At 58.8% G+C, this 24,890-nt stretch carries 24 protein-coding genes and 1 pseudogene; 16 read left to right on the top strand and 9 right to left on the bottom strand.

The window, feature by feature from the left end:
• Nucleotides 1-12: 12 nt before the first annotated feature.
• Nucleotides 13-1,266, bottom strand: a complete 1,254-nt coding sequence (locus BVL55_RS13630) for a sarcosine oxidase subunit beta (RefSeq protein WP_075997362.1) — start codon at nt 1,264-1,266, stop codon at nt 13-15.
• 349 nt (nt 1,267-1,615) lie between these two features.
• Between BVL55_RS13630 and ykgO the strand changes: the two genes are divergently transcribed.
• The 3 genes from ykgO (at nt 1,616) to BVL55_RS13615 (ending at nt 3,441) form a co-directional block, all read left to right on the top strand.
• The gene (gene ykgO, locus BVL55_RS13625) at nt 1,616-1,741 is read left to right on the top strand and encodes a type B 50S ribosomal protein L36 (RefSeq protein WP_075998168.1); all 126 of its coding nucleotides are present in this window, start codon (nt 1,616-1,618) and stop codon (nt 1,739-1,741) included.
• Nucleotides 1,742-1,844: 103 nt separating this feature from the next.
• Entirely contained in the window at nt 1,845-2,432 is a 588-nt protein-coding gene (locus tag BVL55_RS13620) for a tetratricopeptide repeat protein (RefSeq protein WP_244530517.1), read from the top strand.
• Nucleotides 2,433-2,469: 37 nt separating this feature from the next.
• Nucleotides 2,470-3,441, top strand: coding sequence for an alpha/beta fold hydrolase (locus BVL55_RS13615; protein WP_075997360.1), 972 nt, complete (start codon nt 2,470-2,472; stop codon nt 3,439-3,441).
• 15 nt (nt 3,442-3,456) lie between these two features.
• Here the strand turns inward: BVL55_RS13615 and BVL55_RS13610 are convergent, their stop codons facing one another.
• Together BVL55_RS13610 and BVL55_RS13605 are read right to left on the bottom strand one after the other, a co-directional pair.
• Entirely contained in the window at nt 3,457-3,897 is a 441-nt protein-coding gene (locus BVL55_RS13610) for a DUF1036 domain-containing protein (protein WP_428977262.1), read from the bottom strand.
• Nucleotides 3,898-4,035: 138 nt separating this feature from the next.
• Complete coding sequence (locus BVL55_RS13605) at nt 4,036-4,932, bottom strand: DMT family transporter (protein WP_075997359.1); 897 nt, start codon at nt 4,930-4,932, stop codon at nt 4,036-4,038.
• Nucleotides 4,933-5,037: 105 nt separating this feature from the next.
• Between BVL55_RS13605 and BVL55_RS13600 the strand changes: the two genes are divergently transcribed.
• The 3 genes from BVL55_RS13600 to BVL55_RS13590 all read left to right on the top strand — a co-directional run bounded on the left by BVL55_RS13600 (nt 5,038) and on the right by BVL55_RS13590 (nt 6,507).
• The gene (locus tag BVL55_RS13600) at nt 5,038-5,823 is read left to right on the top strand and encodes an N-formylglutamate amidohydrolase (protein ID WP_075997358.1); all 786 of its coding nucleotides are present in this window, start codon (nt 5,038-5,040) and stop codon (nt 5,821-5,823) included.
• Nucleotides 5,824-5,855: 32 nt separating this feature from the next.
• Nucleotides 5,856-6,152, top strand: a complete 297-nt coding sequence (locus BVL55_RS13595; RefSeq protein ID WP_075997357.1) for a DUF1244 domain-containing protein — start codon at nt 5,856-5,858, stop codon at nt 6,150-6,152.
• A 76-nt stretch (nt 6,153-6,228) separates the two neighbouring features.
• Nucleotides 6,229-6,507, top strand: coding sequence for a DUF2312 domain-containing protein (locus tag BVL55_RS13590; RefSeq protein WP_075997356.1), 279 nt, complete (start codon nt 6,229-6,231; stop codon nt 6,505-6,507).
• Nucleotides 6,508-6,514: 7 nt separating this feature from the next.
• On the opposite strand, the gene BVL55_RS13585 is transcribed toward BVL55_RS13590, so the two are convergent.
• From BVL55_RS13585 to BVL55_RS13575, 3 genes are all read right to left on the bottom strand, one after another.
• Nucleotides 6,515-7,081, bottom strand: coding sequence for a hypothetical protein (locus tag BVL55_RS13585; protein ID WP_156892555.1), 567 nt, complete (start codon nt 7,079-7,081; stop codon nt 6,515-6,517).
• A 173-nt stretch (nt 7,082-7,254) separates the two neighbouring features.
• Nucleotides 7,255-8,517 carry a peptidoglycan L,D-endopeptidase MepK gene (locus BVL55_RS13580; RefSeq protein WP_075997354.1) on the bottom strand — a complete coding sequence of 421 codons (1,263 nt, stop codon included), beginning with the start codon at nt 8,515-8,517 and terminating at the stop codon, nt 7,255-7,257.
• A gap of 258 nt (nt 8,518-8,775) precedes the next feature.
• The gene (locus tag BVL55_RS13575; RefSeq protein ID WP_075997353.1) at nt 8,776-10,326 is read right to left on the bottom strand and encodes a sigma-54-dependent transcriptional regulator; all 1,551 of its coding nucleotides are present in this window, start codon (nt 10,324-10,326) and stop codon (nt 8,776-8,778) included.
• 205 nt (nt 10,327-10,531) lie between these two features.
• On the opposite strand from BVL55_RS13575, the gene BVL55_RS13570 reads away from it, so the two are divergent.
• From BVL55_RS13570 to BVL55_RS13560, 3 genes are all read left to right on the top strand, one after another.
• Nucleotides 10,532-12,403 carry a M3 family oligoendopeptidase gene (locus tag BVL55_RS13570; protein WP_075997352.1) on the top strand — a complete coding sequence of 624 codons (1,872 nt, stop codon included), beginning with the start codon at nt 10,532-10,534 and terminating at the stop codon, nt 12,401-12,403.
• 58 nt (nt 12,404-12,461) lie between these two features.
• Nucleotides 12,462-12,872 carry an Omp10 family outer membrane lipoprotein gene (locus tag BVL55_RS13565; protein ID WP_075997351.1) on the top strand — a complete coding sequence of 137 codons (411 nt, stop codon included), beginning with the start codon at nt 12,462-12,464 and terminating at the stop codon, nt 12,870-12,872.
• A 173-nt stretch (nt 12,873-13,045) separates the two neighbouring features.
• Nucleotides 13,046-13,297, top strand: a complete 252-nt coding sequence (locus BVL55_RS13560; RefSeq protein WP_075997350.1) for an aa3-type cytochrome c oxidase subunit IV — start codon at nt 13,046-13,048, stop codon at nt 13,295-13,297.
• Nucleotides 13,298-13,358: 61 nt separating this feature from the next.
• Here BVL55_RS13560 and hutC read toward each other — a convergent pair whose 3' ends face one another.
• The gene (hutC, locus tag BVL55_RS13555; protein ID WP_075997349.1) at nt 13,359-14,060 is read right to left on the bottom strand and encodes a histidine utilization transcriptional repressor HutC; all 702 of its coding nucleotides are present in this window, start codon (nt 14,058-14,060) and stop codon (nt 13,359-13,361) included.
• A complete protein-coding gene (locus BVL55_RS13550; protein WP_075998166.1) occupies nt 14,057-15,427 on the bottom strand; it encodes a formimidoylglutamate deiminase in 1,371 nt (456 codons plus the stop codon). Before BVL55_RS13550 ends, hutC begins: the two co-directional genes overlap by 4 nt.
• Nucleotides 15,428-15,509: 82 nt before the next feature.
• Between BVL55_RS13550 and hutI the strand changes: the two are divergent.
• From hutI to BVL55_RS13515, 7 genes and pseudogenes are all read left to right on the top strand, one after another.
• A pseudogene (gene hutI / locus BVL55_RS13545) lies at nt 15,510-16,702 on the top strand (imidazolonepropionase).
• Nucleotides 16,699-18,240 (top strand): histidine ammonia-lyase, encoded by a 1,542-nt coding sequence (hutH, locus tag BVL55_RS13540; RefSeq protein ID WP_075997348.1) that lies wholly within the window; start codon nt 16,699-16,701, stop codon nt 18,238-18,240. The pseudogene hutI and the gene hutH overlap by 4 nt, the downstream one beginning before the upstream one ends.
• Nucleotides 18,237-19,049 carry an N-formylglutamate deformylase gene (gene hutG, locus BVL55_RS13535; RefSeq protein WP_075997347.1) on the top strand — a complete coding sequence of 271 codons (813 nt, stop codon included), beginning with the start codon at nt 18,237-18,239 and terminating at the stop codon, nt 19,047-19,049. Before hutH ends, hutG begins: the two co-directional genes overlap by 4 nt.
• A gap of 8 nt (nt 19,050-19,057) precedes the next feature.
• On the top strand, nt 19,058-20,740 hold the full coding sequence (hutU, locus tag BVL55_RS13530) for a urocanate hydratase (RefSeq protein WP_075998165.1): 1,683 nt from the start codon (nt 19,058-19,060) through the stop codon (nt 20,738-20,740).
• A 31-nt stretch (nt 20,741-20,771) separates the two neighbouring features.
• The gene (locus BVL55_RS13525; RefSeq protein ID WP_075997346.1) at nt 20,772-21,863 is read left to right on the top strand and encodes a TRAP transporter substrate-binding protein; all 1,092 of its coding nucleotides are present in this window, start codon (nt 20,772-20,774) and stop codon (nt 21,861-21,863) included.
• A gap of 65 nt (nt 21,864-21,928) precedes the next feature.
• Entirely contained in the window at nt 21,929-22,426 is a 498-nt protein-coding gene (locus BVL55_RS13520; protein ID WP_075997345.1) for a TRAP transporter small permease subunit, read from the top strand.
• Nucleotides 22,423-23,973, top strand: a complete 1,551-nt coding sequence (locus BVL55_RS13515) for a TRAP transporter large permease (RefSeq protein ID WP_075997344.1) — start codon at nt 22,423-22,425, stop codon at nt 23,971-23,973. The genes BVL55_RS13520 and BVL55_RS13515 overlap by 4 nt, the downstream gene beginning before the upstream one ends.
• A gap of 17 nt (nt 23,974-23,990) precedes the next feature.
• Here the strand turns inward: BVL55_RS13515 and BVL55_RS13510 are convergent, their stop codons facing one another.
• Nucleotides 23,991-24,890 (bottom strand): HpcH/HpaI aldolase/citrate lyase family protein, encoded by a 900-nt coding sequence (locus BVL55_RS13510; RefSeq protein ID WP_244530516.1) that lies wholly within the window; start codon nt 24,888-24,890, stop codon nt 23,991-23,993.

The raw sequence follows: 24,890 nt of genomic DNA, 5'->3' as shown, positions 1-24,890 counted from the left end.
TATTTCCCCTTTTTAGTGCGCGACGGCGGCGGCTGCCGCCTCGTCGATCAACCGGCCGGTCCTGAAACGCTCCAGGGTAAAGCCCTCATTGATCTTGTGCGGCGCGTCATTGGCGATGGTGTGGGCGAAGACATGGCCCGAACCGGGGGTTGCCTTGAAGCCGCCGGTGCCCCAGCCGCAATTGACGTAAAGCCCCTTGACCGGGGTTTTGGCCAGGATCGGCGAGCGGTCGGGCGTTACGTCGACAATGCCGCCCCAGGAGCGCAGCATCTTCATGCGCGAAAACATCGGGAACATTTCGCAGATGGCGTCCAGCGTGTGGTTGATGATGTGCAGGCCGCCGGTCTGGGAATAAGACGTGTATTGGTCGGTTCCCGCGCCGATCACCAGTTCGCCCTTGTCGGACTGGGAGATGTAGGCATGTACGGTGTTGGACATGACCACACAGGGGAAGCAAGGTTTGACCGGTTCGGAAACGAGTGCCTGCAGGGGATAGGATTCCAGCGGCATGCGGATGCCTGCCATTTGCATCAGCACCGTGGTATGGCCGGCGGCAACGACGCCGACCTTCTTTGCGCCAATGGTGCCGCGGGTCGTCTCAACGCCGGTTACCGCGCCATCGGCGCCGCGATTGATGCCGATCACCTCGCAGTTCTGGATGATGTGGACGCCCATGGCATGAGCCTTGCGCGCATAACCCCAGGCAACCGCATCGTGGCGCGCCGTGCCGCCCTTGCGCTGAAGGGCTGCGCCCATCACCGGATAGCGGGCGGATTTGGAGATGTTGAGCGGCGGGCAGAATTGCTTGGCTTCTTCCGGTGTCAGCCATGAATTGTCGACGCCGTTGAGCCGGTTGGCGTGGATGTGGCGCTTGAAGACCTGCACATCGTGTACGTTGTGGGCCAGCATCATGACCCCGCGCTGGGAGAACATGACGTTGTAGTTTAAATCCTGGGACAGGCCTTCCCACAGTTTGACGGCGTGATTGTAGATGCCGGCAGATTCGTCATAAAGATAGTTGGAGCGGATGATGGTGGTGTTGCGGCCAGTATTGCCGCCGCCGAGCCAGCCCTTTTCCAGCACAGCGATGTTGGTAATGCCGTGTTTCCTGGCAAGATAATAGGCGGTTGCAAGGCCATGGCCGCCAGCACCGACGATAATGACATCGTAGCTTGCTTTCGGTTCGGGGCTTACCCACTGCTTTTCCCACCCCTTGTGGTGGCGAAGGGCTTCGCGGGCAATGGCAAAGGCTGAAAATCGGCGCATGATGCTTGTTTCCTGCGTGGAAGGCGCTTTTTCGCCCGGGTTCTACCGGAAACCGGAGCCTGGCGCAAAGTGGCGCCAATAGGCGCTTTTTTTGTGAAAAGCTTGCGACTTTCTGCGACGGGCGGCATGTTGTTTGCGACAGCCGACAAGCCGATTGCCGCATCAAACTACGCTTGCTGGCTGCCTTGACATTTGAGCCTTTGCGCCTGTATATCCGCGCCAAGGTTGGCGTGCCCCCCGCAAACGGCATCGTAAACGGGTTGTGGCGCGCTTTGTTTTACCAGAAAGAACAGATGTTTTCTGCGGCCGGGACGCCGGCTATCAGACGTATCAGACACGGACCGGACCGATGAAAATCAAGAACTCGCTCAAGTCGCTTAAAGGCCGCCACCGGGCAAACCGCCTGGTTCGCCGCAAAGGCCGCGTTTACATCATCAACAAGCAGAACCCGCGCTTTAAAGCCCGCCAGGGCTGAAGCATGTGGCGTGATCACACGCTTTTGCATTTGACGTGACGCGTATCCGCTCTACCTTGCGGACATGCGCTGTTTGTTTTTTTCCATTCTGCTGACATTTGCCATGGCGGCATCATTCCAGCCGGCCGAGGCGCTGATGCGCGGATATCACCCTGAAGCAGGCGATTTGCCGGCCGTGCCGGCAGCGATGTTTTCGCGCAGTCAGCAGGAACAGGACACGCTTAACGAGCTGTTCGGCATCCTTGCCCGGGAAAGCGATCCCAAGAAAGCCCAGCGCACCAGCCGCCAGATTGTCCAGAAACTGACCGATTCGGGTTCCGATTCGATCAATCTTCTCATGGAACGGGCGCTGGAAGCCATGCGCAAGAATGAACACGGGGTGGCGCTGGACATTCTCGATCAGGTCATCACGCTTGCGCCTGACTACGCAGAAGGCTGGAACCGCCGGGCGACGCTGTATTTTGCCATGAAGGATTTCAGCCGCTCGATCGCTGATGTGGAGCGGGTGCTGGAACTGGAGCCCCGGCATTATGGGGCGTTATCAGGCCTGGCGGCGATGCTGCAATCGCTGGGCCGGGAAAAACGGGCGCTTGAAATCTGGTACAAGGTACTGGAAATCTATCCCGCCAACGAACAGGCGCAATCGGCGGTCATCACCCTTGAGGAAAAACTTGCCGGAAGCCCGACCTGATTTTCTTTTGTCATTCCTATCTTGAAGCCTGGTTGCGATGAAACTGCTGCTGCTTTTGTTCGTTGCCGCAATCGTGGTCCTCTACGGGACCAGCCAGTATCTTGCCCGGCAGGTGGCGGTCCAATATCCCCCCAAAGGCAGGTTTGCCGAAGTTGAAGGGGTTCGCCTGCACTACACCGACTATCCGGCGGGCGAGAATCCTGATTTTCTGCCGGTGGTCTTCATCCATGGCGCCAGCGGCAATCTGCGCGACCAGGAGGGCATCATCCTTGAACGGTTGAAGGGCCGCGGCCGGCTGATTTTTCTCGACAGGCCAGGACACGGTCATTCCAGCCGAGGCAATGCGCGTGATATTCATCTTCCCGGCGGACAGGCGCGAATTCTCTCCGGTTTGTTGTCTTCCATCGGTGTTGAGAAGGCGATTGTGGTCGGACACTCCTTTGGCGGGGCCGTTGCCGCGGCATTTGCCGTAAACCATCCCGGTCAGCTTGCAGGCATTGTCTTTGTCGCGCCCGCTACCCATCCCTGGCCGGGGGGCGGGGTTGCCTGGTACTATCAACTGACGCGAATGCCGGTGATCGGCTGGCTTTTTTCCGAACTTCTGGCCGTGCCGGGCGGGCACCTTCGTTATCACGATGGCGTTGCCGGGGTCTTCGCGCCTCAAAAAATACCAAAAGCCTATGAAGAAAGATCCGGCACGAGGCTGGTGCTGCGGCCCAAGACCTTCCGCAACAATGCGATGGATGTAACAAGCCTTTACGATGCGGTTTCCTCGCTCTCCCGGCGATATGGGGAAATAAATGTACCGGTTTCGATCATCACCGGGAACAGCGATGATGTCGTGCTGGCGGAAGTTCACTCCAAGGGGCTTGAGCGCGACATCAAGGGTGCAAGGCTTGTCTGGCTTCCCGGAGAGGGGCATGCACCGGCCTGGAGCAATCCACAGGCCGTTATCAGCGAAATCGAGCGGGTGAGTGCTGCGGCCAAGGCACGAATGAAAAGCGAATAGATTGCGGTGTGCCGTTTACTGCGGCGTGCTGCTGGACTGGCCGGATTCGGCCAGCCGCACCATCCAGGAATCACGGTTGTCGGTGTCGATCTCGAAGAAGCCTGTCTTCTGATAGCCTCGTTCGAAGCACTCCTCGACCCCTTCAATCCTGAATTCCTGATTGGCGGTGCACATGAAGATATCGCCCCGCCACTGGCCGCCACGATCGGCATCCTCGGCATAGATGTAGTAGTAGCGGGAGTCCAATTCCCCCTCCAGAATGGAGGCACAGGTTTCGCCCGGCACCTGCCACCACCCCTCGGTGAGCCAGCGGCCTTTTTCCGAGTACCCAAGGGCTACTCCGACAAGGCTTTTGGTATCGTTGCAGACGCGAAAATCCGCCCGGGCAGTGCTGCCCGATGCGAAATAGACGCAGGCCAGCAAAACGCCCGCTATTGCCAATGGTCCGGTTTTCAAGTCAATTTCCGCGCTTGCGGCCCCACCAAATCCATCCGTCTCTCCGCTTTTCGCCAAGCTTTCACGCCAAGTCAACGGCTGGCGTGTACACGCCGTGACCTAGCGCCAACTCTTGGCCGCAAGATGGCGCCAACACGATCAGGTCTTTGGCCGCGCAACCCAGATGCCGGTAAGGATCATGGCGGCACCTGCAAACTGCATGGGTGAGAGTGTTTCGCCAAAGACAGCCCAGCCGAAGAAGGCGGCGGCCAGCGCCTCCACGAAAATCACCAGAGAGGAAAACGCTGCAGAGAGCGAACCCAGCGCAATGGCGAGCAGGCCCTGACCGCCGGCATGGCTGAATGTTCCAAGTGCAATGAGCGAAGCAACCCCCTGGGCGGTGTCGGGCAGCATTTTCTGGCCGGAAATGATGGCAGTTCCAAAAAGAATCACCGTGGTGACGATGGTGGAAAGTAGGGTGACTTCCCCACTCTTGTGGTTTCTCCTTGCCACGCGAACGGCAAGAAAATACAGACCGAAAAACAGGGATGTGATAACCCCGTAAAGATCGCCGACAATGCGTTCGGGTGCAAGTTGATAGCTGGAGCCGATCAACAGGGCAGCCCCCATCAGGCAAAGGGCAAGGCCCAGCCAGGTCCGGCGAGGGACCGGCTCGCCAATGAAAGTGCCCGAAAACAGCGCGACCCACACCGGGGCAAGCGTTGCCATCAAGGTGGCGTTTGCCATGGTTGTCTTGTGGATGGCCAGATGCCAGAAAATCAGGTCTCCGGCGAAAAACAGCCCGGTCAGCAGGATTGCCCTGTCCATATCCCATGTCAGCTGCCGTCCGGCACGGCGTGCTTCGAAACAGGCCCAGGCAAAAAGAACTGGCAGGCTCAAAAAGACGCGCCAGAAAGCACTTGAAAACGGGCCGACTTCGCTGAACCGTACGAAAACCGGTGAAACGCCCATGGCGATCGCGCCCATTACAAGCAGCGCGAAGGCGAGCGCAAAGGACAGTTCAGGTTGTTTGTGCAGCACTTTTTCGCCAGACATCGGGTAGTTCCTGCCGCTGCGGCTTGAAATTGGCGGGCAGCTGTGGAATTTCAGCCTCCCTACCGCACGTGTTTCATCCCGAAACACCATGACGGAAATCACCTGATGCCGCAGGAATTCGTACCGTATGAAGTTGTCCCGGGGGAGTATTCCAAAGGGCTGATACTCCTTTGCGACCATGCACGCAATACGATACCCCAGCCGTACGGGACTTTGGGCCTGCCGGCCTGTGAGCTTGAGCGCCACATCGCCTATGATATCGGTGCGGAAACGGTGATGCGGGGACTGGCGGCAAAGCTGGGGGTGCCCGGCGTTCTTGCGACCTATTCAAGGCTTCTGATCGATCCCAACCGCGGTGAAGACGACCCGACGCTGATCCGCCAGATTTATGACGGCACGATCATCCCCGGCAATTATCCGCTTTCTGACGGAGAGCGCAAAAGGCGGCGGGATGCCTTTTATCGCCCTTATCACGAGCAGGTCAGCGGCATGATCGATGACTTTCTTGCTCAGGATATCATCCCCGCGGTTATTGCGATTCATTCCATGACCGACCGCTGGAACGGTCTGGCGCGGCCCTGGCACCTCTCGGTGCTGTGGGACAGCGATCCCAGACTGGCCGGCCCGCTGCTGACGGCATTCAGAGCGCTGCCAGACATCACGGTAGGCGAAAACGAGCCTTATGACGGTGCGCTTGCCGGTGACACCATGCACCGGCATTGCACTTCACGGGGGCTGTCCCATGCTTTGATCGAAATCCGGCAGGATCTTGTAAGAGAGGAAAAGGATGCCATGAGATGGGTGGATACCCTGTCGCCGATCATTGAAAAGGTTAGCGCTCTTCCCCATAACCATGTGATGCTGCATCATGGCAGCCGGACCGGCCGATAGGTGCAAAACCCAACCAAGCGACGGAAACTGACATGGACGAGAAAACCAGAGTTGAACTGGAGGCCGCGGCTTTCCGCCGGCTGAGGGACCATCTTCGCGAACGGACCGATGTGCAGAACATCGATCTGATGAATCTGGCCGGCTTCTGCCGCAACTGCCTTTCAAACTGGTATCAGGAGGCTGCAGCGGACAATGGTGTTGAAATCGACAAATCATCCGCGCGTGAACTGATTTACGGAATGCCTTACGAGGAGTGGAAGGCGCGTCACCAGAGCGAAGCTACCCAAGAGCAGAAAGAAAAGTTCAAAAAGTCCCATCCCGGGCACTGAGCTGACAGACAGGCAAACGCCAGCCGCCGCTGCAAATTTTGGCGGATGCGAAATCTAATTCATTTGGAGAAATGTCATGGCCGACAACATGGTTGCCAAGGAACAATTGCGCACGATCGTCGAGCGAATCGAGCGTCTGGAAGAAGAAAAGAAGGCCATCGCCGACGACATTCGCGATGTCTACGCCGAGGCAAAGGGCAACGGGTTTGACACCAAGGTCCTTCGCCAGGTCATCGGACTTAGAAAGAAGGACAGCACCGAACGCCAGGAACAGGAAGCCATCCGCGACCTGTATATGGGCGCGCTGGGCATGATTCCCGACTTTGAAAGGGCCGGGGAAGAAGCGGCGGAATAATCGGTGTTTACTGCAGGCGGGCGAACTTCATCGCCTTGACGGCCTTGCCGTTGAAGCGGTTCTGGCCGGGGCCGAATGCCTGAAGATTGAACTGCTGAACAATCACGGCGTTGGGAACCTGACGGATCAGGTTACGGCCATAGGCGGGCGCCTGAACGTCAGCCAGGTCATTGATCGTGGTGGTTGCCGAAAGCGCCCATTTGCCGATTACGTTTGAGTTTTCTTGTGGTGCGGACAGGCTGTCGAGGGAAACAGGTCTCTGCTGCAGGTCAGGCGAGGGCGCCACTTCAGGCGCTTCTTCGGCTTTGCCTGCATCCAGTGCTGCGGTCATCATGACAGCATCGTTGGCTTCGGCGGCCGGTTCTGCGGCTCGCGGGCGTGGTGCCGGCTCGGGAACCGGCAGGGCAGCCGCCAGAATTCCTTCTTCAGCGGCACCTTCCGGCTGAGCGTTGCTTTCAGCAGCGTCAGAGACTGCAGGATTGCGCCCGGGAATGGCGACCGCACCGGTGCTCTCGACGCCGGGTTCGATCGGCAGCGCCGCCAGTTCGATGGTTTCCGGCTGTGTTTCTTGCACTGGCGGTTCTGCTGCCTGAGGGGTTTCAACGGGTTCGCTCTGCGCCAGCACCACAGGCTGCGGATCGGCCTCGGGAAGCGGCTGCCGCTCAACAATGGCAGGCGCTGGCGGTGCTACAGGTTCCGCCGGTTCCGGCGTATTTCCGACGGAAGTGGCCGGTACAGGTCTGTCGTTTATTGCAGAAAGCGCCGGGGACTGGGTGGTTTGCGGACGCACGACTTTGCGCAGCGCCTCAATTTCAGCTGGTGAAAGCGGCTGGGCACTTTGTTCTGCCGCCGGAGATTCGGCAGGCGGCAACATGGCCAGTTCAGCCGTTGCGACTGATGGAGATGCTTGGGGATTGCAGCCGTCATGGCTATGACAGGATTGACCTCAGGCCGTTTTTCGGGAACCGGAGCGCCTGCTTCGGCAAAGACGGTTGCTGTCTCCGCTTCCTGCTCGGGAGATGGCGTTTCAGCTTCGGCCGGTTCTTCAAGCGGTGTCTGTTCAGCTTGTGGCAACGGGGTTTGCGCTACGACCGGCGTGCCGGTTGAAATCGCACTCTGGCGGGGGGCGACAACCGGAACCGGAATGGCAGATGGCAGTGCAGCAAATTGCGGCTGTTCGGGCTCGGTTGGCGCCGGTGCGGGTGGTTGAGGCTGCGCGGCGGGCTTGGTGGTCGTCACCGGACGCGGTGCCGGTGCTGCCACGTCCTTGTCATCGGCCTCATCTTCGCGTGTTGCCCTGGCAAGGCGCTGGAAGAAGTTAAGCTCCTTGACCGTGGGCTTTGATTGGGGGACCAGCTTGCCCTTGGCTGCGCGGCGCTTGTATTCGGCGACAGCCTGCTTGTAGCGGGCAAGCGGTTTGCCATCGGAGGGCACATGCATGGTCTTGCCATCAGGGAAGACGCGGGCAAGCTGTGAGCGGCTCATGCGCGGCCAGTGGCGTACATTGCCGGTATCCATGTGGACGAAGGGGGAGCCGGATTTGGGGTAATAACCCACGCCGCCAACCTGCATTTTCAGGCCGATTTCGCGAAGCTTGGAGAGCTTTACGCCGGGAATGAAGAAATCCAGCGCCCGGCCTCTGGTATGCTGACTGTTCTTGGCAACGCCCCGTCCGCGTTTGCGCAACAATTCGTTGGAAGCGGGTGCACGGTAACCGGAGATGACGTGAATGTGCTTTCTGGAGCCCGTCTTGCGGTAGACTTCCCAGATCAGGTCAAGAAGATTGGGGTCCATCTTGGTCGGTTCGTTGCGCCGCCAGTCGCGCAGGAACCAGTTGATCTTCTTCAGTCCGGCCTTGTCGAACCTGCCGTTGCGCTTGAAAACGATTTCGGCTTTCTCACCGGTATGCAGATAATACAGTTTGAGCGCCTTGGTTTGCGCGGCGGCAAGCGAGGGCAGGGCAAGCAATATCAGCAAAGCGGCCAATGCGGCTTTGGTGGCCTGAGCCAACGATACCGTTTTTCGCCGGAAGCGGCGCAAGATATCCTGATCAAGATTTGAGGATGACGACCCCACCGAAAGCCCTGTCAAATTCGTTTACCGTGAGGACTGTTTAAGCCCTACGTCTATCTAAACAAAGATGGTTAACAACTCATAATGTCGCATGTGCTGCCCCGTCCGAAACGGAAAATTATACAACAAGTTGTGACAAAATAAGGCAGGGTGGCGGCAAGGCCGCCAATGGTTAGCAGTCCGTTAAGACCGTTCTCAGGCGGCTTCGTCGCTGATGCCCAGCTCTTTCAGCTTGCGGTAAAGCGTCGAGCGGCCAATGCCAAGCCGCCGTGCCACTTCCGACATGCGGCCATTGTAGATTTCGATGGCAAAATGGATGGCATCGGCTTCCAGGTCGGCCAGTGATCTGCATTCGCCATCCGGCCCGATAAGCGATGCCATGCCGTAATTTCCGGCAGCTGCCGGTCCGGTAACTGCCGCAGGTACTGCCGTATCCGGGGCTGCAGCGGTGGCATGATCGCCAGGTGTTTGTATTGCCGGTGTGTGGGATGCATCAAACTGCGGCAAGGCTGCTGCGGCGCCGTCTTGTTCGGCTGCCGATGCCGCCGGCAGTTTGAAGTCGGGCATCTGGGTGCGAATCTGGGGAAACTCGGCCAGGGAAAGTGTTTCCGTGTCGCACAAGATGATGGCGCGGAAGATCGCGTTTTCCAGCTCCCGGATGTTGCCGGGCCAGTCATGGGCTGTCATCGCTGCAAAAACCCCGGGATCAACGGAAGCGACGTTCTGCCGGTTCTGTTCCCGGGCGATCTTCTTGATGAAATGAAAGACCAGCGGCTCGATATCCTCAAGGCGCTCGCGAAGCGGCGGCAGGGTTATCGGCAGCACGGAGAGGCGGTAGTAAAGGTCTTCCCGGAACTTGCCTTCCGAGACTTCCTCAAACAGGTTCCGGTTGGTGGCTGAAATCAGTCTGACATCCACTTTCACCGGTCTTTTTGCGCCGATGGGATCGATTTCGCCCTCCTGGATGGCACGCAGCAGTTTTACCTGAAGGTCGAGGGGCAGTTCGCCGATCTCGTCGAGAAAGAGCGTGCCTCCATTGGCTTCCTCAAATTTGCCGATGTGTTTTTCCGTGGCGCCGGTAAAGGCTCCCTTTTCGTGTCCGAAAAGCAGGCTTTCGACCAGGTTTTCCGGCAGAGCGCCGCAGTTGACGGTCACCAGTTTGCCCGAAGCCCGGTCCGAACTGCCATGCATGGCCCGTGCGATGAGTTCCTTGCCGGTACCCGATTCGCCTTCAATGAGGACCGGAATGTTCGATCCTGCGGCTTTTTTGGCAATGCCAAGAACCGGTTGCATGGCTTCGCTGCGGGTGATGATGTCTTTGAAGGTGAAGGATCCGGAAGGCTTTTTACGGGCGGTTTCGGCAGATTTGGTTAGGCCCTTGTAGCGGATGGCCGCTTCCACCGTTTTTTGCAGTTTTTCAGGGGCGAACGGTTTGACGGCAAAATCGAATGCGCCTTTGCGCATCGCCTGAACGACCACATCGATACCACCCTGTGCGGTTTGCACGATGATCGGGGTCCGGCTGCCGCGGTCGGCCAGTCTTTCCATAACCTCCATGCCGCCAAGCCCGGGCATGACAAGGTCCAGCACAATGGCGGCAAACGCGTCAGGCTCATTGTCAAACAGTTCAAGCGCCTGTTCTCCCGACTCCGCCGCGATTACCGCGTGACCGCCCTTTGCCAGGGCAGATTCCAGCAGACGGCGCTGCACGGGTTCGTCATCAACGATCAGGATCTTGTCGGCCATTGGCAGGCTCCGTTTGCAAGGCCCGTACTTGCGGCAGGTTTACTACCGAAGAATGGACATCTGTCTCATTTATGGACGTTGGTACCAGAGCTGCCTAAATTCCCCATTAAACACAGTGGTTAATCTAGTCTCACCAGGTCTGTTCAATTTTTTACAGCATGCGTTTTTGCTTGAGCGCATTGCTGGCGGCAGTTAAGGCAGAGCCATGAACACGACCTCTTTCAGTATTCTACATTCGCCTGGTGCCGTTCGCGTTAGCGCACCGGATGCACAAGGGGGCGCAGCCGAAAACGGGCTTGGCGACCTGCCCGAATGGCAGCTTGAAGACCTTTATCCGGCAATGGACAGCCCTGCCTTTGCCGAGGACATGGCCCGGGTGAAATCCGACGCGGAGGCATTTCAAAGAGCCCATGCGGGCCAGCTTGAGCGCCTGGCCCGGGAAGCACCGGAAAAACTGGGTGCTGCAATTGGCGAGTATGAAGCGATTGAGGAGCGCATGGGCCGCATCATGTCCTATGCTGCGCTTGTCTATACCGGTGAGACGACCAATCCGAAAAAGGCGAAATTCTATGGCGATGCCCAGGAGCAGATTACCGACGCCAGTACGCCGCTTCTTTTCTTTACGCTGGAGTTTAACCGGATTGGTGATGATATTCTGCAAGCCGCCATCAAGGCAGATGAAACGCTGGCCCATTATCGCCCGTGGATCGATGATCTGCGCAAGGACAAGCCGTATCAGCTCGAGGACAGGGTAGAGGAGCTGTTTCACGAGAAGGCGGTTACCGGCCGCAATGCGTGGAACCGTCTTTTTGACGAGACAATGGCTTCGCTGCGTTTTCAGATTGACGGTGAGCCACTGACCTCTGAACCGGCTTTCAACCTGCTGCAACATGCCGATCGTGCAAAGCGGGAGGCGGCAGCGAAAGAAATTGGCCGTGTGCTGGCTGACAACAGCAGAATTTTCACCCTGATCACCAACACGCTGGCGAAGGACAAGGAAATCTCCGATCGCTGGCGTGGTTTTTCAGATGTTGCGCACTCGCGCCATCTGGCAAACCGGATCGAACCGGAAGTGGTCGATGCGCTGGTTAGCGCGGTGGAGCGTTCCTTCCCCGCGATTTCGCACCGTTATTATGGCATGAAGGCGAGATGGCTTGGGGTCGGCCAGCTTCAGCACTGGGACCGGAATGCACCCCTGCCAGCGGTTGCTGAAGCGGTCTATGACTGGGATTCTGCACGCAAGATCGTGCTTGATGCCTATCACGGCTTTTCGCCTGAAATGGCCGAGATTGCCGGCCGGTTTTTTGACAGGGGCTGGATCGATGCGCCGGTGCGGCCGGGCAAGTCGCCCGGTGCCTTTGCCCATCCAACGGTGCCTTCCGTTCATCCCTATGTGATGCTGAACTATCTCGGCAAGCCGCGCGATGTCATGACGCTTGCCCATGAACTGGGCCATGGCGTGCATCAGGTGCTGGCCGCAGATCAGGGCCTGCTCATGGCGCAGACTCCCCTGACCCTTGCCGAAACGGCCAGCGTGTTCGGTGAGATGCTGACCTTCCGTGCGCTGCTCGCCCGTGCCAAAAACCCGGCCGAACGCAAAGTCATGCTGGCGCGCAAGATTGAGGACATGATCAATACGGTGGTGCGGCAAATCGCGTTTTACCTGTTTGAGCGGAAGGTTCACACGGCGCGTGCCGGCGGTGAAATAACCAGCGAACAACTGGGCGAGATGTGGCTTGAAGTGCAATATGAGAGCCTGGGACCCGTGTTCACCTTTGATGAGGGTTACCGGCACTACTGGAGCTACATTCCGCATTTCGTGCATTCACCCTTTTATGTTTACGCCTATGCGTTTGGCGATTGTCTGGTGAACTCGCTTTACGCAGTATACGAGAATTCCGAGGAAGGCTTTCAGCGGCGATATTTCGACATGCTCAAGGCTGGCGGAACGAGGCACCACAGCGAATTGCTCAAGCCGTTTGGTCTTGATGCCGGCGATCCCGGCTTCTGGGACCGCGGCTTGTCGATGATCACCGGGCTGATCGATGAGCTTGAGACGTTGGAAGCGGCAAGTTAAGCTATCCGGTGTCTGGGTTTCTGACCCTATATCCAGAAAGCGTAACGGGGAGAGTGTGATGCGTTTTTCAAGCCGTTTGAGGAAAGACCTGCCGGCAGCCGGACTGGTGCGGCCTGCAGGAGTGTTTGCGGTGCTTGTGGCCGCAATTGCGATTGCCGGTTGCGATACGCCAGGCAAGAAGGCCAATCCGCTGGCCGGAGGCGGCGGTCTTGCCGGGCAGTGGATCTCATCTGATTCTGTGTTTACCGCCGAGTTTCGGGACGGCAGCTTTGTCTCAACGGCAAACGATACCGGGGAAACCCTTTCCACGGGCAGCTATATTGTTCTTTCCGTCAATGAAGTGCGCCTTAACTGGACAGGCAATCTCAGCCGTCAACAGAATACTGCGACCTGCCAGCGCCCGTCTGTTGATGTTCTCAATTGCACCGACCAGGCTGGCCGGACCTTCAGCCTGCGCAAAACCAGCTAGATGTGGAACCTCAGCAGGTTGACACTGGTGCCCTGCTTTGCCGGGAGAGCACCATCATTGCAGCCCGGACAGCATTACATATTGCGATTTCCGCAGGCTTTGTGTACTTCAAACTCCGGAATTGAGTGCTTGTAATCAAGCATGCACCTGACAACAGGGGTTCGGGGAGCAAAATGGCAAAAGTTGCGAAGAAGACCACCAGCAAACGCAAGACTTCGGTGAAACGGTCCGAGCCGGTATCGGCCATGGATTACTCCGAACACGAGAAGACTTACGATCTGTTTTTGTGGCTTTCCCGGTGGACCGTTGTGGCCTGCGTGGCGCTTTTGCTCGCCATGATGTTCGGCTTTTTCGGCGGGGGCGGCCTGATCGGCGGCACACTGGCGTTTGTCGTCCTGATGATTGCAGCGTTCTTCGTCTTATAACTGGCCTCGCTTCTCACGGTGCGCCTTGGCGGGCCGCGTAAGCGTACCGTTAGCAGTCAATCTAAAGACCGGTGTGGAGGCGATAGCCCGGTGCGCAGGAAAGGCGCACCGTTGTGATGATGCCTTGCTCATTCCATGTGTTGCGCTCGATGATAAACAGGGCATCGCCCTTGCCACAGCCAAGAATTTCGGCCTCCTGGCGGCTTGCTTCGACGGCTGAAAAAGCGATGTCTCCGCCGTGAAACGGCACATTCAGAACCAGCCACTCATTCGGGCTGATTTGAGTGAAATCCGTCTTTGAGGCCTCCTGGACCACCTTCGGGTTTATCCAGCGATCCTCGAATATGTGCGGGCGGGCGTTGGCCAGATGCAATCCCTGCACGTGCAACAGCCTGTCTTTCCCGGAAAGCTGCATTTTGGCCACGATATCGGCCGGCGCTTCCCGCAACTGTTTCGACAACAGGGAATAGCGGTATATCTGGCCCCTGCCTTCGACCTCGTGGCGGATGATGGAGATATCCAGTGTCGCCTTTCTTACCGGATGCAGCGCAACGCGCGTTCCCGCCTTGCGCCTGCGGTCAAGCAGGCCGGATTCGGCAAGCCCCCGCAGGGCGCGATTGACCGTCGCCCGGGCACAACCGAATTCACGGGAGAGTTCTTCTTCATTGGGAATGAGTTCGCCGGGCTTCCACTCGCGGGCATTGATGCGCCGCAAGACCTCTTTTTGAACGGATTGCCAGGTGTTGAACTCTGCCGCCGTCAAATCGCCCCTCCGATCTCCTCCATGGTGTGAAGATAGCGGCGGACGATCGCGCCGCGGTTAACGTGCTGCCCGGCCTGAACCATGTGCCGCCCTGCGGACCACACATCGCTGATCATGCGATCGTCACCGGCGAAGATGAAGCTGTCCAGGATTGCATCCCCCTGGCGTCCGGCAAGGTGGATCGATTTGGCGTCGAGGGCAAAAAGATCGGCAAGCATGCCCTTGGCGATTGCTCCGCAATTGCGGCCGGCTGCCGTTGCTCCACCGGTATTCATCGCTTCCAGAAGATGCCGGCCGGTGGATTTTTCCGGTGTTGCCAGAGCGGCGCGGGAGTGGTCGCGCAGCCGCTGGGAGTATTCGAGGGTGCGCAATTCCTCGCTGAGCGAGATGCGAATGTTCGAATCAGAGCCGATGGCGATGCTGCCGGCGTTTTCAAACCAGCGAACGCCGTCGAAGACGCCGTCGCCGAGGCTCGATTCGGTAATCGGGCACAGGCCGGCAACCGCGCCGGAACGGGCAAGTCCTGCAGTCTCATCGGGTTTCATCCGGGTGCAATGGATGAAGCAGCATCTTTCATCGGGCGCGCCATGGCGCAGAACCCATTCAACCGGACGCAGCCCGTGCGCGGCCTCGACCTCCGCCACTTCCGCCTTCTGTTCAGCAAGATGCATGTGCAGCGGACCGTTGCCGCGCAATTGCATGTGACGGGCGAAATCTTCCGCAGCGATTGCCCTCAGGCTGTGGGGCGCTGTGCCGATGGCGCTGTCGGCAGGCAAGTTGCGCAGGATCTCTTTGGTAGCTGCATGAAGGTTTTCAAAACGGTTCATATCGTTGCCGAACCGGATTTGCCCGCTGCCCAGCGGGCGCTGGTCGCAACCGCCATATTGATAATGAACCGGCAGCAGCGTCAGGCCGATACCGGTCTGTTCTGCAGCAGCGCCAATGCGCTCTGCCATCTCCGCCAGATTATCATAGGGCATGCCGTCCGGCTGATGATGCAGATAGTGAAATTCGACATTGGTGGCGTAGCCGGCTTCCAGCATTTCCATCTGCACCAGTGCCGCGATTGTCTCGACGTGGTCAGGTGTGAGCCTTTCGAGGAAGCGGTACATGAGTTGCCGCCAGGTCCAGAAGGAATCGCGGGCGTCCGGACCGCGCATTTCGGTCAGCCCGGCCATGGCCCGCTGAAAGGCGTGGCTGTGTGCATTGGCAGGGGCCGGCAGCAATATGCCGGTGCTGTAAGCATCGTCCGGTTTGGGCCTGTCTGTGGCCAGTGATTTTATCGTTCCGCCGGCACCGATTTCGACCAACACACCTTTGCGCCAGCCATCCTGCAGCAAAGCCTGCTCTGCCCAAATTCTCGTCATGCGCATCGTCCCTTGACAGGATATTATGTATATACTTATAAAAAAATACAATGCACATAACAAGAGGGCAGGCAGACAAATGATGCTGCTCAGCAATGGGGTTCTGGCGACGCTGGAGGATGGTTCAGCCTATGGGCTGATCGAAGACGGCGCCGTTGTGATGGATGGCGAGTACATCGCCTGGGCTGGTCACGGCGATGTATTGCCCGACGAATACCGCGACCTTCCCGTGACCGATCTGGAGGGCCGGCTGGTCACGCCGGGTCTGATCGACTGTCACACCCACATCGTGCATGGCGGCAACCGCGCCAAGGAGTTTGAACTGCGCCTTGAAGGCGCCAGCTACGAGGAAATCGCGCGGGCAGGTGGTGGCATCGTATCCACCGTTTCAGCTACCCGCCAAGCAAGCGAAGATGCGCTGCTTGAAGATGCGCTGCGCCGCACCGATGTGCTGATAGCCGAAGGTGTGTGTACGCTGGAGATCAAGTCAGGCTACGGTCTGGACATCGAAACCGAGTTGAAAATGTTGCGGGTGGCCCGGGCGATCGAGCGCGAACGTCCGCTCCGCGTAAAAACCAGCTTTCTTGGCGCCCATGCGGTGCCTGCCGAATACAAGAACAACCCAGACGGTTATATCGATGAAATCTGCCTGCCGGCGCTGGCGGAAGCGCACGCCAAAGGCCTGGTGGATGCGGTGGACGGGTTTTGCGAGGGGATCGCGTTTGATCCACAGCAGATTGAGCGGGTTTTTGAAAAGGCTGCCGCACTGGGCCTTCCGGTCAAGCTGCATGCCGAGCAACTTTCCAATCTTGGCGGGGCAAAGCTGGCGGCGCGGTTTGGTGGGCTATCGGCCGACCATCTGGAATATGCGGACGAAAGCGATGCGGCCGCCATGGCCGAAGCGGGCATGGTTGCTGTCATGCTTCCCGGTGCCTTCTACACATTGCGGGAATCGCAATTGCCGCCAATAGAAGCATTCCGTGCAAATGGCGTTGCGATGGCGGTGGCGACGGACTGTAATCCGGGTTCATCCCCCTTGCCTCCCTGTTGCTGACGATGAACATGGCCTGCACCCTGTTTCGCATGACGCCGCAGGAGGCCTTGGCGGGAGCCACCAAACATGCGGCGAAAGCGCTTGGTCTTGCAGATGCGGGAACCCTTGCGGCAGGCATGCGCGCCGATCTGGCCATTTGGGACGTGCATCATCCTGCGGAGCTTTCCTACCGGATCGGATTCAATCCACTTTGGAAGCGTGTTTTTGGAGGCCGGTTATGACCGTCGTTCTTATCCCGGGCGAAGCCAGCCTTGCCCAGTTGGAGACCATTTGGCGCGAAGGAAGCGCTGTGCGCCTTGACAAGGGTGCGCGGCCTGCGGTCGAAGCCGCGGCAGCGCTGGTACAGGAAGCTGCCAATGGCGGAGAAGCCATTTACGGGGTCAATACCGGTTTCGGCAAGCTGGCAAGCGTGCGCATCAAACCGGAAGATACCGAACAATTGCAGCGCAATCTGGTGCTCTCGCACTGCTGCGGTGTCGGCGAACCGCTGGACGTCGATACGACGCGGCTGATGCTGGCTTTGAAACTGCTTTCCATCGGCAGGGGGGCGTCGGGCATCCGCTGGCAGACCGTTCAATTGCTGGAAGCATTGCTTGATAAAAACGTGATGCCGGTCGTTCCCTCCCAGGGTTCGGTCGGTGCTTCCGGCGACCTGGCGCCGCTCGCCCATATGGCAGCAACGCTCATTGGAGAAGGCGATGCCTGGTTTGAAGGAGCAAGGCTGCCTTCTGCAGAAGCGCTCAAGAAAGCGGGACTATCGCCTGTCACTCTCGGGCCGAAGGAAGGGCTGGGACTGATCAACGGCACCCAGTTTTCCACCGCATGTGCGCTGGCAGGTTATTTCAACGCCATGGGCAATGTGAAGGCGGCTATTGTTTCCTCCTGTCTTTCGACCGATGCGATCATGGGATCGACGGCTCCGTTGCGTGAGGGCATTCACGCCTTGCGCGGCCACAAAGGCCAGATCGATGTGGGCCATGCCATGCGGACGGTCATGGAGGGTTCTGAAATTCGCGAAAGCCACCGTGAGGGCGATACAAGGGTGCAGGATCCCTACTGCATCCGGTGTCAGCCGCAGGTGACGGGTGCCGCACTCGATCTGCTCCGTTTTGCCGGCCAAACGCTTGAAACCGAGGCCAATGCGGTTTCCGACAATCCCCTGGTGCTGGTCGAGGAGAAGTTGATTGTTTCCGGCGGCAATTTCCACGCCGAACCGGTGGCCTTTGCCGCTGACCAGATCGCCCTAGCCATTGCCGAGACCGGTGCCATTGCCCAGCGCCGGGTAGCGCTGATGGTCGATCCCACCCTTTCCCACGATCTGCCGCCGTTTCTCACCCCGGAGCCTGGGCTTAATTCGGGTTTCATGATCGCCGAGGTAACCACTGCCGCGCTGATGAGCGAGAACAAGCATCTGGCCAATCCCTGTTCGACGGATTCAACCCCGACCTCCGCCAATCAGGAAGACCATGTCTCCATGGCAGCGCATGGCGCACGGCGTCTTGAGCGGATGAACCGCAATCTCAGCGTCATTCTGGCCGTCGAGGCCATGTGTGCTGCACAGGGGATCGAGTTCAGGGCGCCGCTGAAGACAAGTTTGATCCTGCAAAATGTCGTCAATACCTTGCGGAAAGCCGTGCCTGCTGTTGGTGCTGACCGGTTCATGGCTGACGACATACAGCGCGTTGCTGAACTCGTTTCAAACGGGGCACTGGCCTCTGCCGGAAAGGTGTCGAGCCTGCTCAGCGGAGAAACATCGTGAAGCCGGTTGATGTCATACAGGGCAGCGGCCCGCTTGTTCTCGGAATGCCCCATTGCGGAACCCATGTGCCTGAGGACATTTTCAACCGGTTGACGCCACTTGGCCAAACGCTTGGCGATACCGACTGGCATGTCGATCGCCTTTATGCAGGACTGCTCGACAACGTGACCATCGTGCGGGCAAACTTTCACCGCTACGTCATCGATGCAAACCGGGATCCGTCGGGAGTCAGCCTTTATCCGGGCCAGAATACAACCGGGCTGGTGCCGCTGACCAACTTCGATGGCGAACCGCTTTGGATGAATGAGCCCGAAGAGGAAGAAATCGAGGCGCGCCGGAAAGCCTGGCATGAGCCGTATCACGCGGCGCTGGCAGGTGAACTTGAGCGTGTACGCCATCTCAATGGGGCGGCGATCCTCTATGATTGCCATTCCATCCGTTCGGTCATTCCTTTTCTGTTTGAGGGCGTTCTGCCTGATTTCAACATCGGCACGAATGGGGGAATAACCTGTGCACCACAGATTGAGCACGCAGTGACGGAAATCTGCGGTGCTGCAAGTGGATATACGAGCATCGTCAACGGACGTTTCAAGGGTGGTTGGACCACCCGACATTACGGCAGGCCCGAACAGGGCATCCACGCCATTCAGATGGAGCTTGTGCAAAAGACCCATTTGGCCACGGAAGCCGTGCCGTTCGACTATGACGAGGAAAAGGCCAAAAGGCTGCGCGTTCACCTGGCTGCCATTCTTGAAAAACTCGCTGGCCTGGCGCCGACGCTGAGCGAAAACACCGGAGCGAACCAATGAACAAATCAATCAGTAATGCAAGGCACAACACGCGCGACATCTACCCGCCGACCGGAACGGAGATCACCGCCAAGAGCTGGCTTACCGAAGCGCCGATGCGCATGCTGATGAACAATCTGCATCCCGATGTGGCGGAGAACCCCCACGAACTGGTGGTCTATGGCGGCATCGGGCGCGCGGCGCGCACATGGAACGATTTCGACCGGATCGTCGACAGCCTGAAATCCCTTGACGAAGACGAGACCCTGGTGGTGCAGTCCGGCAAACCGATAGCGGTGGTGCGCACCCATGCCGATGCGCCGCGGGTGCTGATCGCCAACTCCAATCTGGTTCCTCATTGGGCAACATGGGAGCATTTCAATGAACTCGACCGCAAGGGGCTGGCCATGTATGGCCAGATGACGGCCGGCTCGTGGATTTATATCGGCACCCAGGGCATCGTGCAGGGCACCTATGAAACTTTCGCCGAGGCAGGCCGTCAGCACTATGAAGGCGATCTTACCGGCAAGTGGATTTTGACCGGCGGCCTTGGCGGGATGGGCGGAGCCCAGCCGCTTGCGGCGGTCTTCGCCGGTGCATGCTGTCTTGCGGTCGAATGCGACGAGAGCCGCATCGATTTCCGCCTGCGGACAAAATATGTCGACGAGAAAGCCAAGACGCTCGATGAGGCCCTGGGCATGATCGAAAAATGGACCAAGGCAGGCGAGGCGAAGTCGGTTGGCCTGCTCGGCAATGCGGCGGAGATATTCCCCGAGCTGGTCGAGCGCATGAAGGCGGGTGGTATCCGGCCTGATATCGTTACCGACCAGACCAGTGCCCATGATCCACTGCATGGCTATCTGCCGGAAGGCTGGAGCGTGGCCGAGTGGCGCGAAAAGCAGGAAAGCGATCCCAAGTCGGTTGAAAAGGCTGCCCGCGAAAGCATGAAGAAGCATGTGGCGGCAATGGTCGACTTCTGGAATGCAGGTGTTCCCACCCTCGATTACGGCAACAACATCCGCCAGGTCGCCAAGGAAGAAGGGCTTGAAAACGCCTTCGCCTTTCCCGGCTTTGTGCCGGCCTATATCCGGCCGCTGTTCTGCCGCGGTATCGGCCCGTTCCGCTGGTGTGCGTTGTCGGGGGATCCGGAGGATATCTACAAGACCGACGCCAAGATGAAGGAACTGTTTCCCGACAATGCCCATCTTCACAACTGGCTCGACATGGCACGCGACCGCATTGCCTTCCAGGGGCTTCCCGCGCGCATCTGCTGGATCGGGCTGGGCGAGCGTCACAAGGCCGGTCTTGCCTTCAACGAGATGGTGGCTTCGGGCGAACTGAAAGCACCCATCGTTATCGGCCGCGACCATCTGGATTCAGGCTCGGTTGCCTCGCCCAACCGCGAGACAGAGTCCATGAAGGACGGTTCGGATGCCGTCAGCGACTGGCCCCTGCTCAATGCGCTGGTCAACACGGCGTCCGGCGCTACCTGGGTATCGCTCCATCATGGTGGGGGTGTCGGCATGGGATTTTCCCAGCATGCCGGTGTCGTCATCGTGGCTGACGGCACCGATGCGGCAGCCAGGCGGCTGGAACGGGTCCTGTGGAACGATCCGGCCTCCGGTGTGTGGCGGCATGCCGATGCTGGCTATGACATCGCGCTCGACTGTGCGCGGGAACACGGGCTCAACCTGCCCGGGATACTTGATTGAACTCTCATCCAACCCACAAGGAGGAAAGACGATGAAAAGAAGACAGTTTCTGACCGGCAGTGTTGCCGGCGCGGCAGTAGCCGGCACTGCCCTTGCAACGCCTGCTATTGCCCAGGACGTGAAGCAGTGGAAAATGGTCACCGCGTGGCCGAAAAACCTGCCGGGACCGGGCGTGGCAGCGCAGATGCTGGCCGACCGTATCACCGCGCTTTCAGGCGGGCGTATCGAGGTCAAGCTGTTTGCTGCCGGTGAACTGGTGCCTGGCCGCGGCGTGTTCGATGCGGTGTCCGAGGGTACCGCCGAACTCTACCATGCGGTTCCTGCCTATTGGGGATCGAAATCCAAGGGCATTCTTCTGTTCGGATCGCAGCCCTTTGGCCTACGCGCCGACGAGCAGTTCGGCTGGTTGCAGCATGGCGGCGGCCAGGCATTGTATGATGAAATGTATGGCCGCTTTGGCATCAAACCGTTCCTTTGCGGCAATTCCGGGCCACAGATGGCCGGGTGGTTCCGCACCGAGATCAATTCTGTGGAGGACCTTAAGGGACTTAAATTCCGCACCACGGGTCTTGCATCGGAGATGGCCAACAAGCTTGGCATGGCGGCCCAGGCAATGGGCGGCAAGGACATGTTCCAGGCGCTCCAGACCGGTGCGCTGGATGCCGGCGAGTTCATCGGTCCGTGGACGGATTCGGCACTCGGCTTTTATCAGGTCGCCAAGAACTACTACTGGCCTGGTGTCGGCGAACCGTCCTCGGCGGAAGAGTGCGGCGTCAATGCTGAGGCATTTGGCGATCTGCCGGACGATCTCAAACAGGCTGTCTCTCTTGCCTGCGAAAGCCTCTACAATCCCGTCTGGACGGAGTACACGACCAAGCACGCCCAGTCGCTGAAGGCGCTTGTTGCCGAGCATGGCGTTCAGGTCAAGAAACTGCCTGACGACGTAATCGCAGCCATGGGCAAAGCGGCGGCGGAGGTCATCGACGAACTGCGCCAGGATGATGACGAACTCGTCAAGCGCATTGCCGAGAGCTTTGTCAGCTATCGCGATCTCGTGGGTGGCTACATGACCTATGCCGATAACGGGCAGATGAATGCCCGGGCATCCGTCATGGGGTATTGATCATCCTGCCGGTGCGTGGAAAGCTGCGCACCGGCATCTTTCAAAATAGCCACTGCGGGGAATGAATGGGCAAGCTGGCCGACATGTTGGATGCCGTCAGCAGGCTGACAGCCAGCCTTGTGCGGTGGCTCGCGCTTGCCATGGTGCTTGTGCAGTTCGCCATTGTTGTCGGCCGGTACGTTTTCGGCTTCAACTCGATCGCCGCTCAGGAAAGCGTGCTCTACATGCATTCCACCCTGTTCATGCTGGGGGCTGCTTACACGCTGCTGGTCGACAAGCATGTCCGGGTTGATGTTTTCTATGCCGCATGGGATGAAGAGGGGAAGCGCCGGCTCAATGTGTTTGGCCATCTCGTTCTGCTGTTTCCTTCCATGCTTGTACTGCTTTACTGGTCGTGGCCATCGGTCGCCAGTTCATGGCGCATTCTTGAAGGCCCGATTTCGGTTGGCGGCATCAAGGCCGTATTTCTCTTGAAAACGCTGATCCCGGCCTTCTGCATCCTGTTGATGTTGCAGTCTCTTTCCCTGCTGATCCGCCTTACGCTCGTGCGGGACGAAACATGAGCCAGTATCTCGATCTGCTCATGTTCGCCTCCCTGATGGGCGCCATATTGCTGGGCTTTCCCGTTGCCTTTTCCATTGCCGGTGTTGCGGTGATCTTTGCCTATCTGGGGTGGGTGCTGGGGGTTATGGACATTTCCCTGCTCGGGGCGGTGGGACCGCGGGTGTTCGGGCTGTTGAGCAATCAGGTGCTGATCGCCATTCCCCTTTTCGTTCTGATGGGGGCGGTGCTTGAAAAAAGCCGGATTGCAGAGGAATTGCTCGATACGGCAGCACGCGTTTTCGGCCAGTTGCGCGGCGGGCTTGGAATTTCGGTTGTGCTGGTGGGCACGCTGCTTGCCGCCTCCACCGGAATTGTCGGGGCAACGGTTGTCGCCATGGGACTGATTGCCCTGCCCACCATGTTGAGAGCAGGCTACAACCCGCGGATCGCATCGGGCATCGTATGTACCGCTGGCACGCTGGGCCAGATCATTCCGCCTTCCACGCTGCTGATCATTCTTGCAGATGTGATGTCGAACGCCTTTCAGCAAGCACAATACGAGCAAGGCAAGTTTGCCGTCGAAGCGCTTTCGGTCGGACAGTTTTTTGCCGCAGCGCTAATTCCCGGCCTCGTTCTGGTTGCGGTTTATCTTCTATACATCGTGGGGCGGGGCATTGTGCGGCCTGATGACATGCCGCCGGCCGATCTTGAAGAAGGCCGGCCTGAACTGAGCAAGGTGCTTTCTGCCATGATGCCGCCCATTCTGCTTATCGTGGCGGTTCTGGGGGCAATTCTTGGGGGTGTTGCGACACCGACGGAAGCAGCATCCGTCGGTGCGGTGGGAGCAATCCTGATGGCGGGGATTCGCACCGGTTTCAGCCCCCGGCTTATCCTGACCGGCACCATCGCGCTATTGGTGCTTGCCATCTGTGTCGGCTTTTTCCCGGTCCGGCTTCAGCGCAGCGATCTTGGCATCGGCTCCTATCTTGCCGGCGGATTTTACATCGTGCTGACGCTGTCAGGGGCCATCGCGATCCTTCTGGCGCTGTATGTGCTGTGGAAAAGGCGTGTGCTGCACGGGGTTGCCGATGCGACCTTGACCATGACATCGATGATTTTCGCTACCATTCTTGCTGCCGGGATGTTCTCCCTGGTTTTTATCGGCCTTGGCGGAGAAGAGCGGGTTGCCGAAATCCTGCAGTCGATGCCGGGCGGTGCGACCGGTGCATTGCTGTTTTCCATGGCGTTCATCTTCATTCTCGGCTTTTTCCTCGATTTCGTCGAGATATCGGTAATTGTGCTTCCACTGGTGGCGCCCACACTGATCCTGATGGGACACGATCCGCTTTGGCTCGGAATTTTGCTGGCAATCAACCTGCAGACAAGCTTTCTGACGCCGCCCTTCGGCTTTTCACTGTTTTATCTGCGTGGCGCTGCGCCGAAGGAAGTCACCACAGGCCACATCTATGCCGGGGTCGCGCCGTTCATCGTGCTGCAGGTGGTGGGCATGCTGCTGGTCTGGATGCTGCCGGCGGTTTCAACCTGGCTGCCGAACGCACTGTTCTGAGTCCGGCACGCCCTGTCTTATTCAAACTCTCGAAATGCCTCGGCACGCTCCAGCAGCCGACGGGCTGCCGTGTAGGTGGGGACTTCCAGCAGGGAACCATCCAGTTCAACGTTCACCCCGCCTTCAGCCCTTGCCGTCTCGAACGCAGCTACAATGCGTTTGGCCTCCACGATTTCGCGCTCGCCGGGGGTGAGTACGGTGTTGATCAACGGTGCATGCTCAAGGCAAACAGCGCTCTTTGCACGATAACCCCAACGGCGGGCCCGCCTCGTATCTGCGGTAACCCCATCATTGTCGGACCAGGTAAAGGGGCAGTCGATGGCGAGAACATTGGCAGCGCGGCATTCGATCAAAAAGCGCTGGCGTGCGTAGTCGAGTTCGCTGCCGTCGGGCAGCCTTTCCGCGCCCAGATCGGCAGCAAGGTCTTCCGACGCCAGCAGGCATCCAACGACCCGTTTGCTGGCCGTGGCTATGGCAAGGGTGTTCACCAGTCCTTCCGCAGATTCCACATTGGGAAGCAGTTTGGTCGTGCCGGGTTTCAGGCCGAGCCGTGTTTCATGAGAGGTGACGGCTTCGTCCAGTTCCAGGACATGAGCGGCATGGCGCACCTTGGGCAGGGCAACAATGTCGGGTGCCCCGTCCATGACCGCGGCAAGGTCAGAGGCACCGTCTGTGGCCATGGGGTTGATGCGCACTGCGGCAAGGGCACCGCCTGCCCGCCAGGCATCAAGGGTATCTTTGGCAAGCGTGCGGGCGGTGTTGCGCTTTTCAGGTGGCGTGAAGTCCTCCAGCTCCTGGATGAGCACATCCGCGCCACAGTGGGCTGCCTTGTGAAGCAGCGCTTCATCGGCGCCTGGAACAAACATCCAGGAGCGGCAGAGCGCATATGGCCGCCGGGATGCCCTTTCAGCAGGCAC

This window comes from Salaquimonas pukyongi (assembly GCF_001953055.1).
GTDB lineage: Bacteria > Pseudomonadota > Alphaproteobacteria > Rhizobiales > Rhizobiaceae > Salaquimonas > Salaquimonas pukyongi.
The sequence above is the reverse complement of the archived record's forward strand: the minus strand, read 5'-3'. Positions and strand labels throughout refer to the sequence as shown.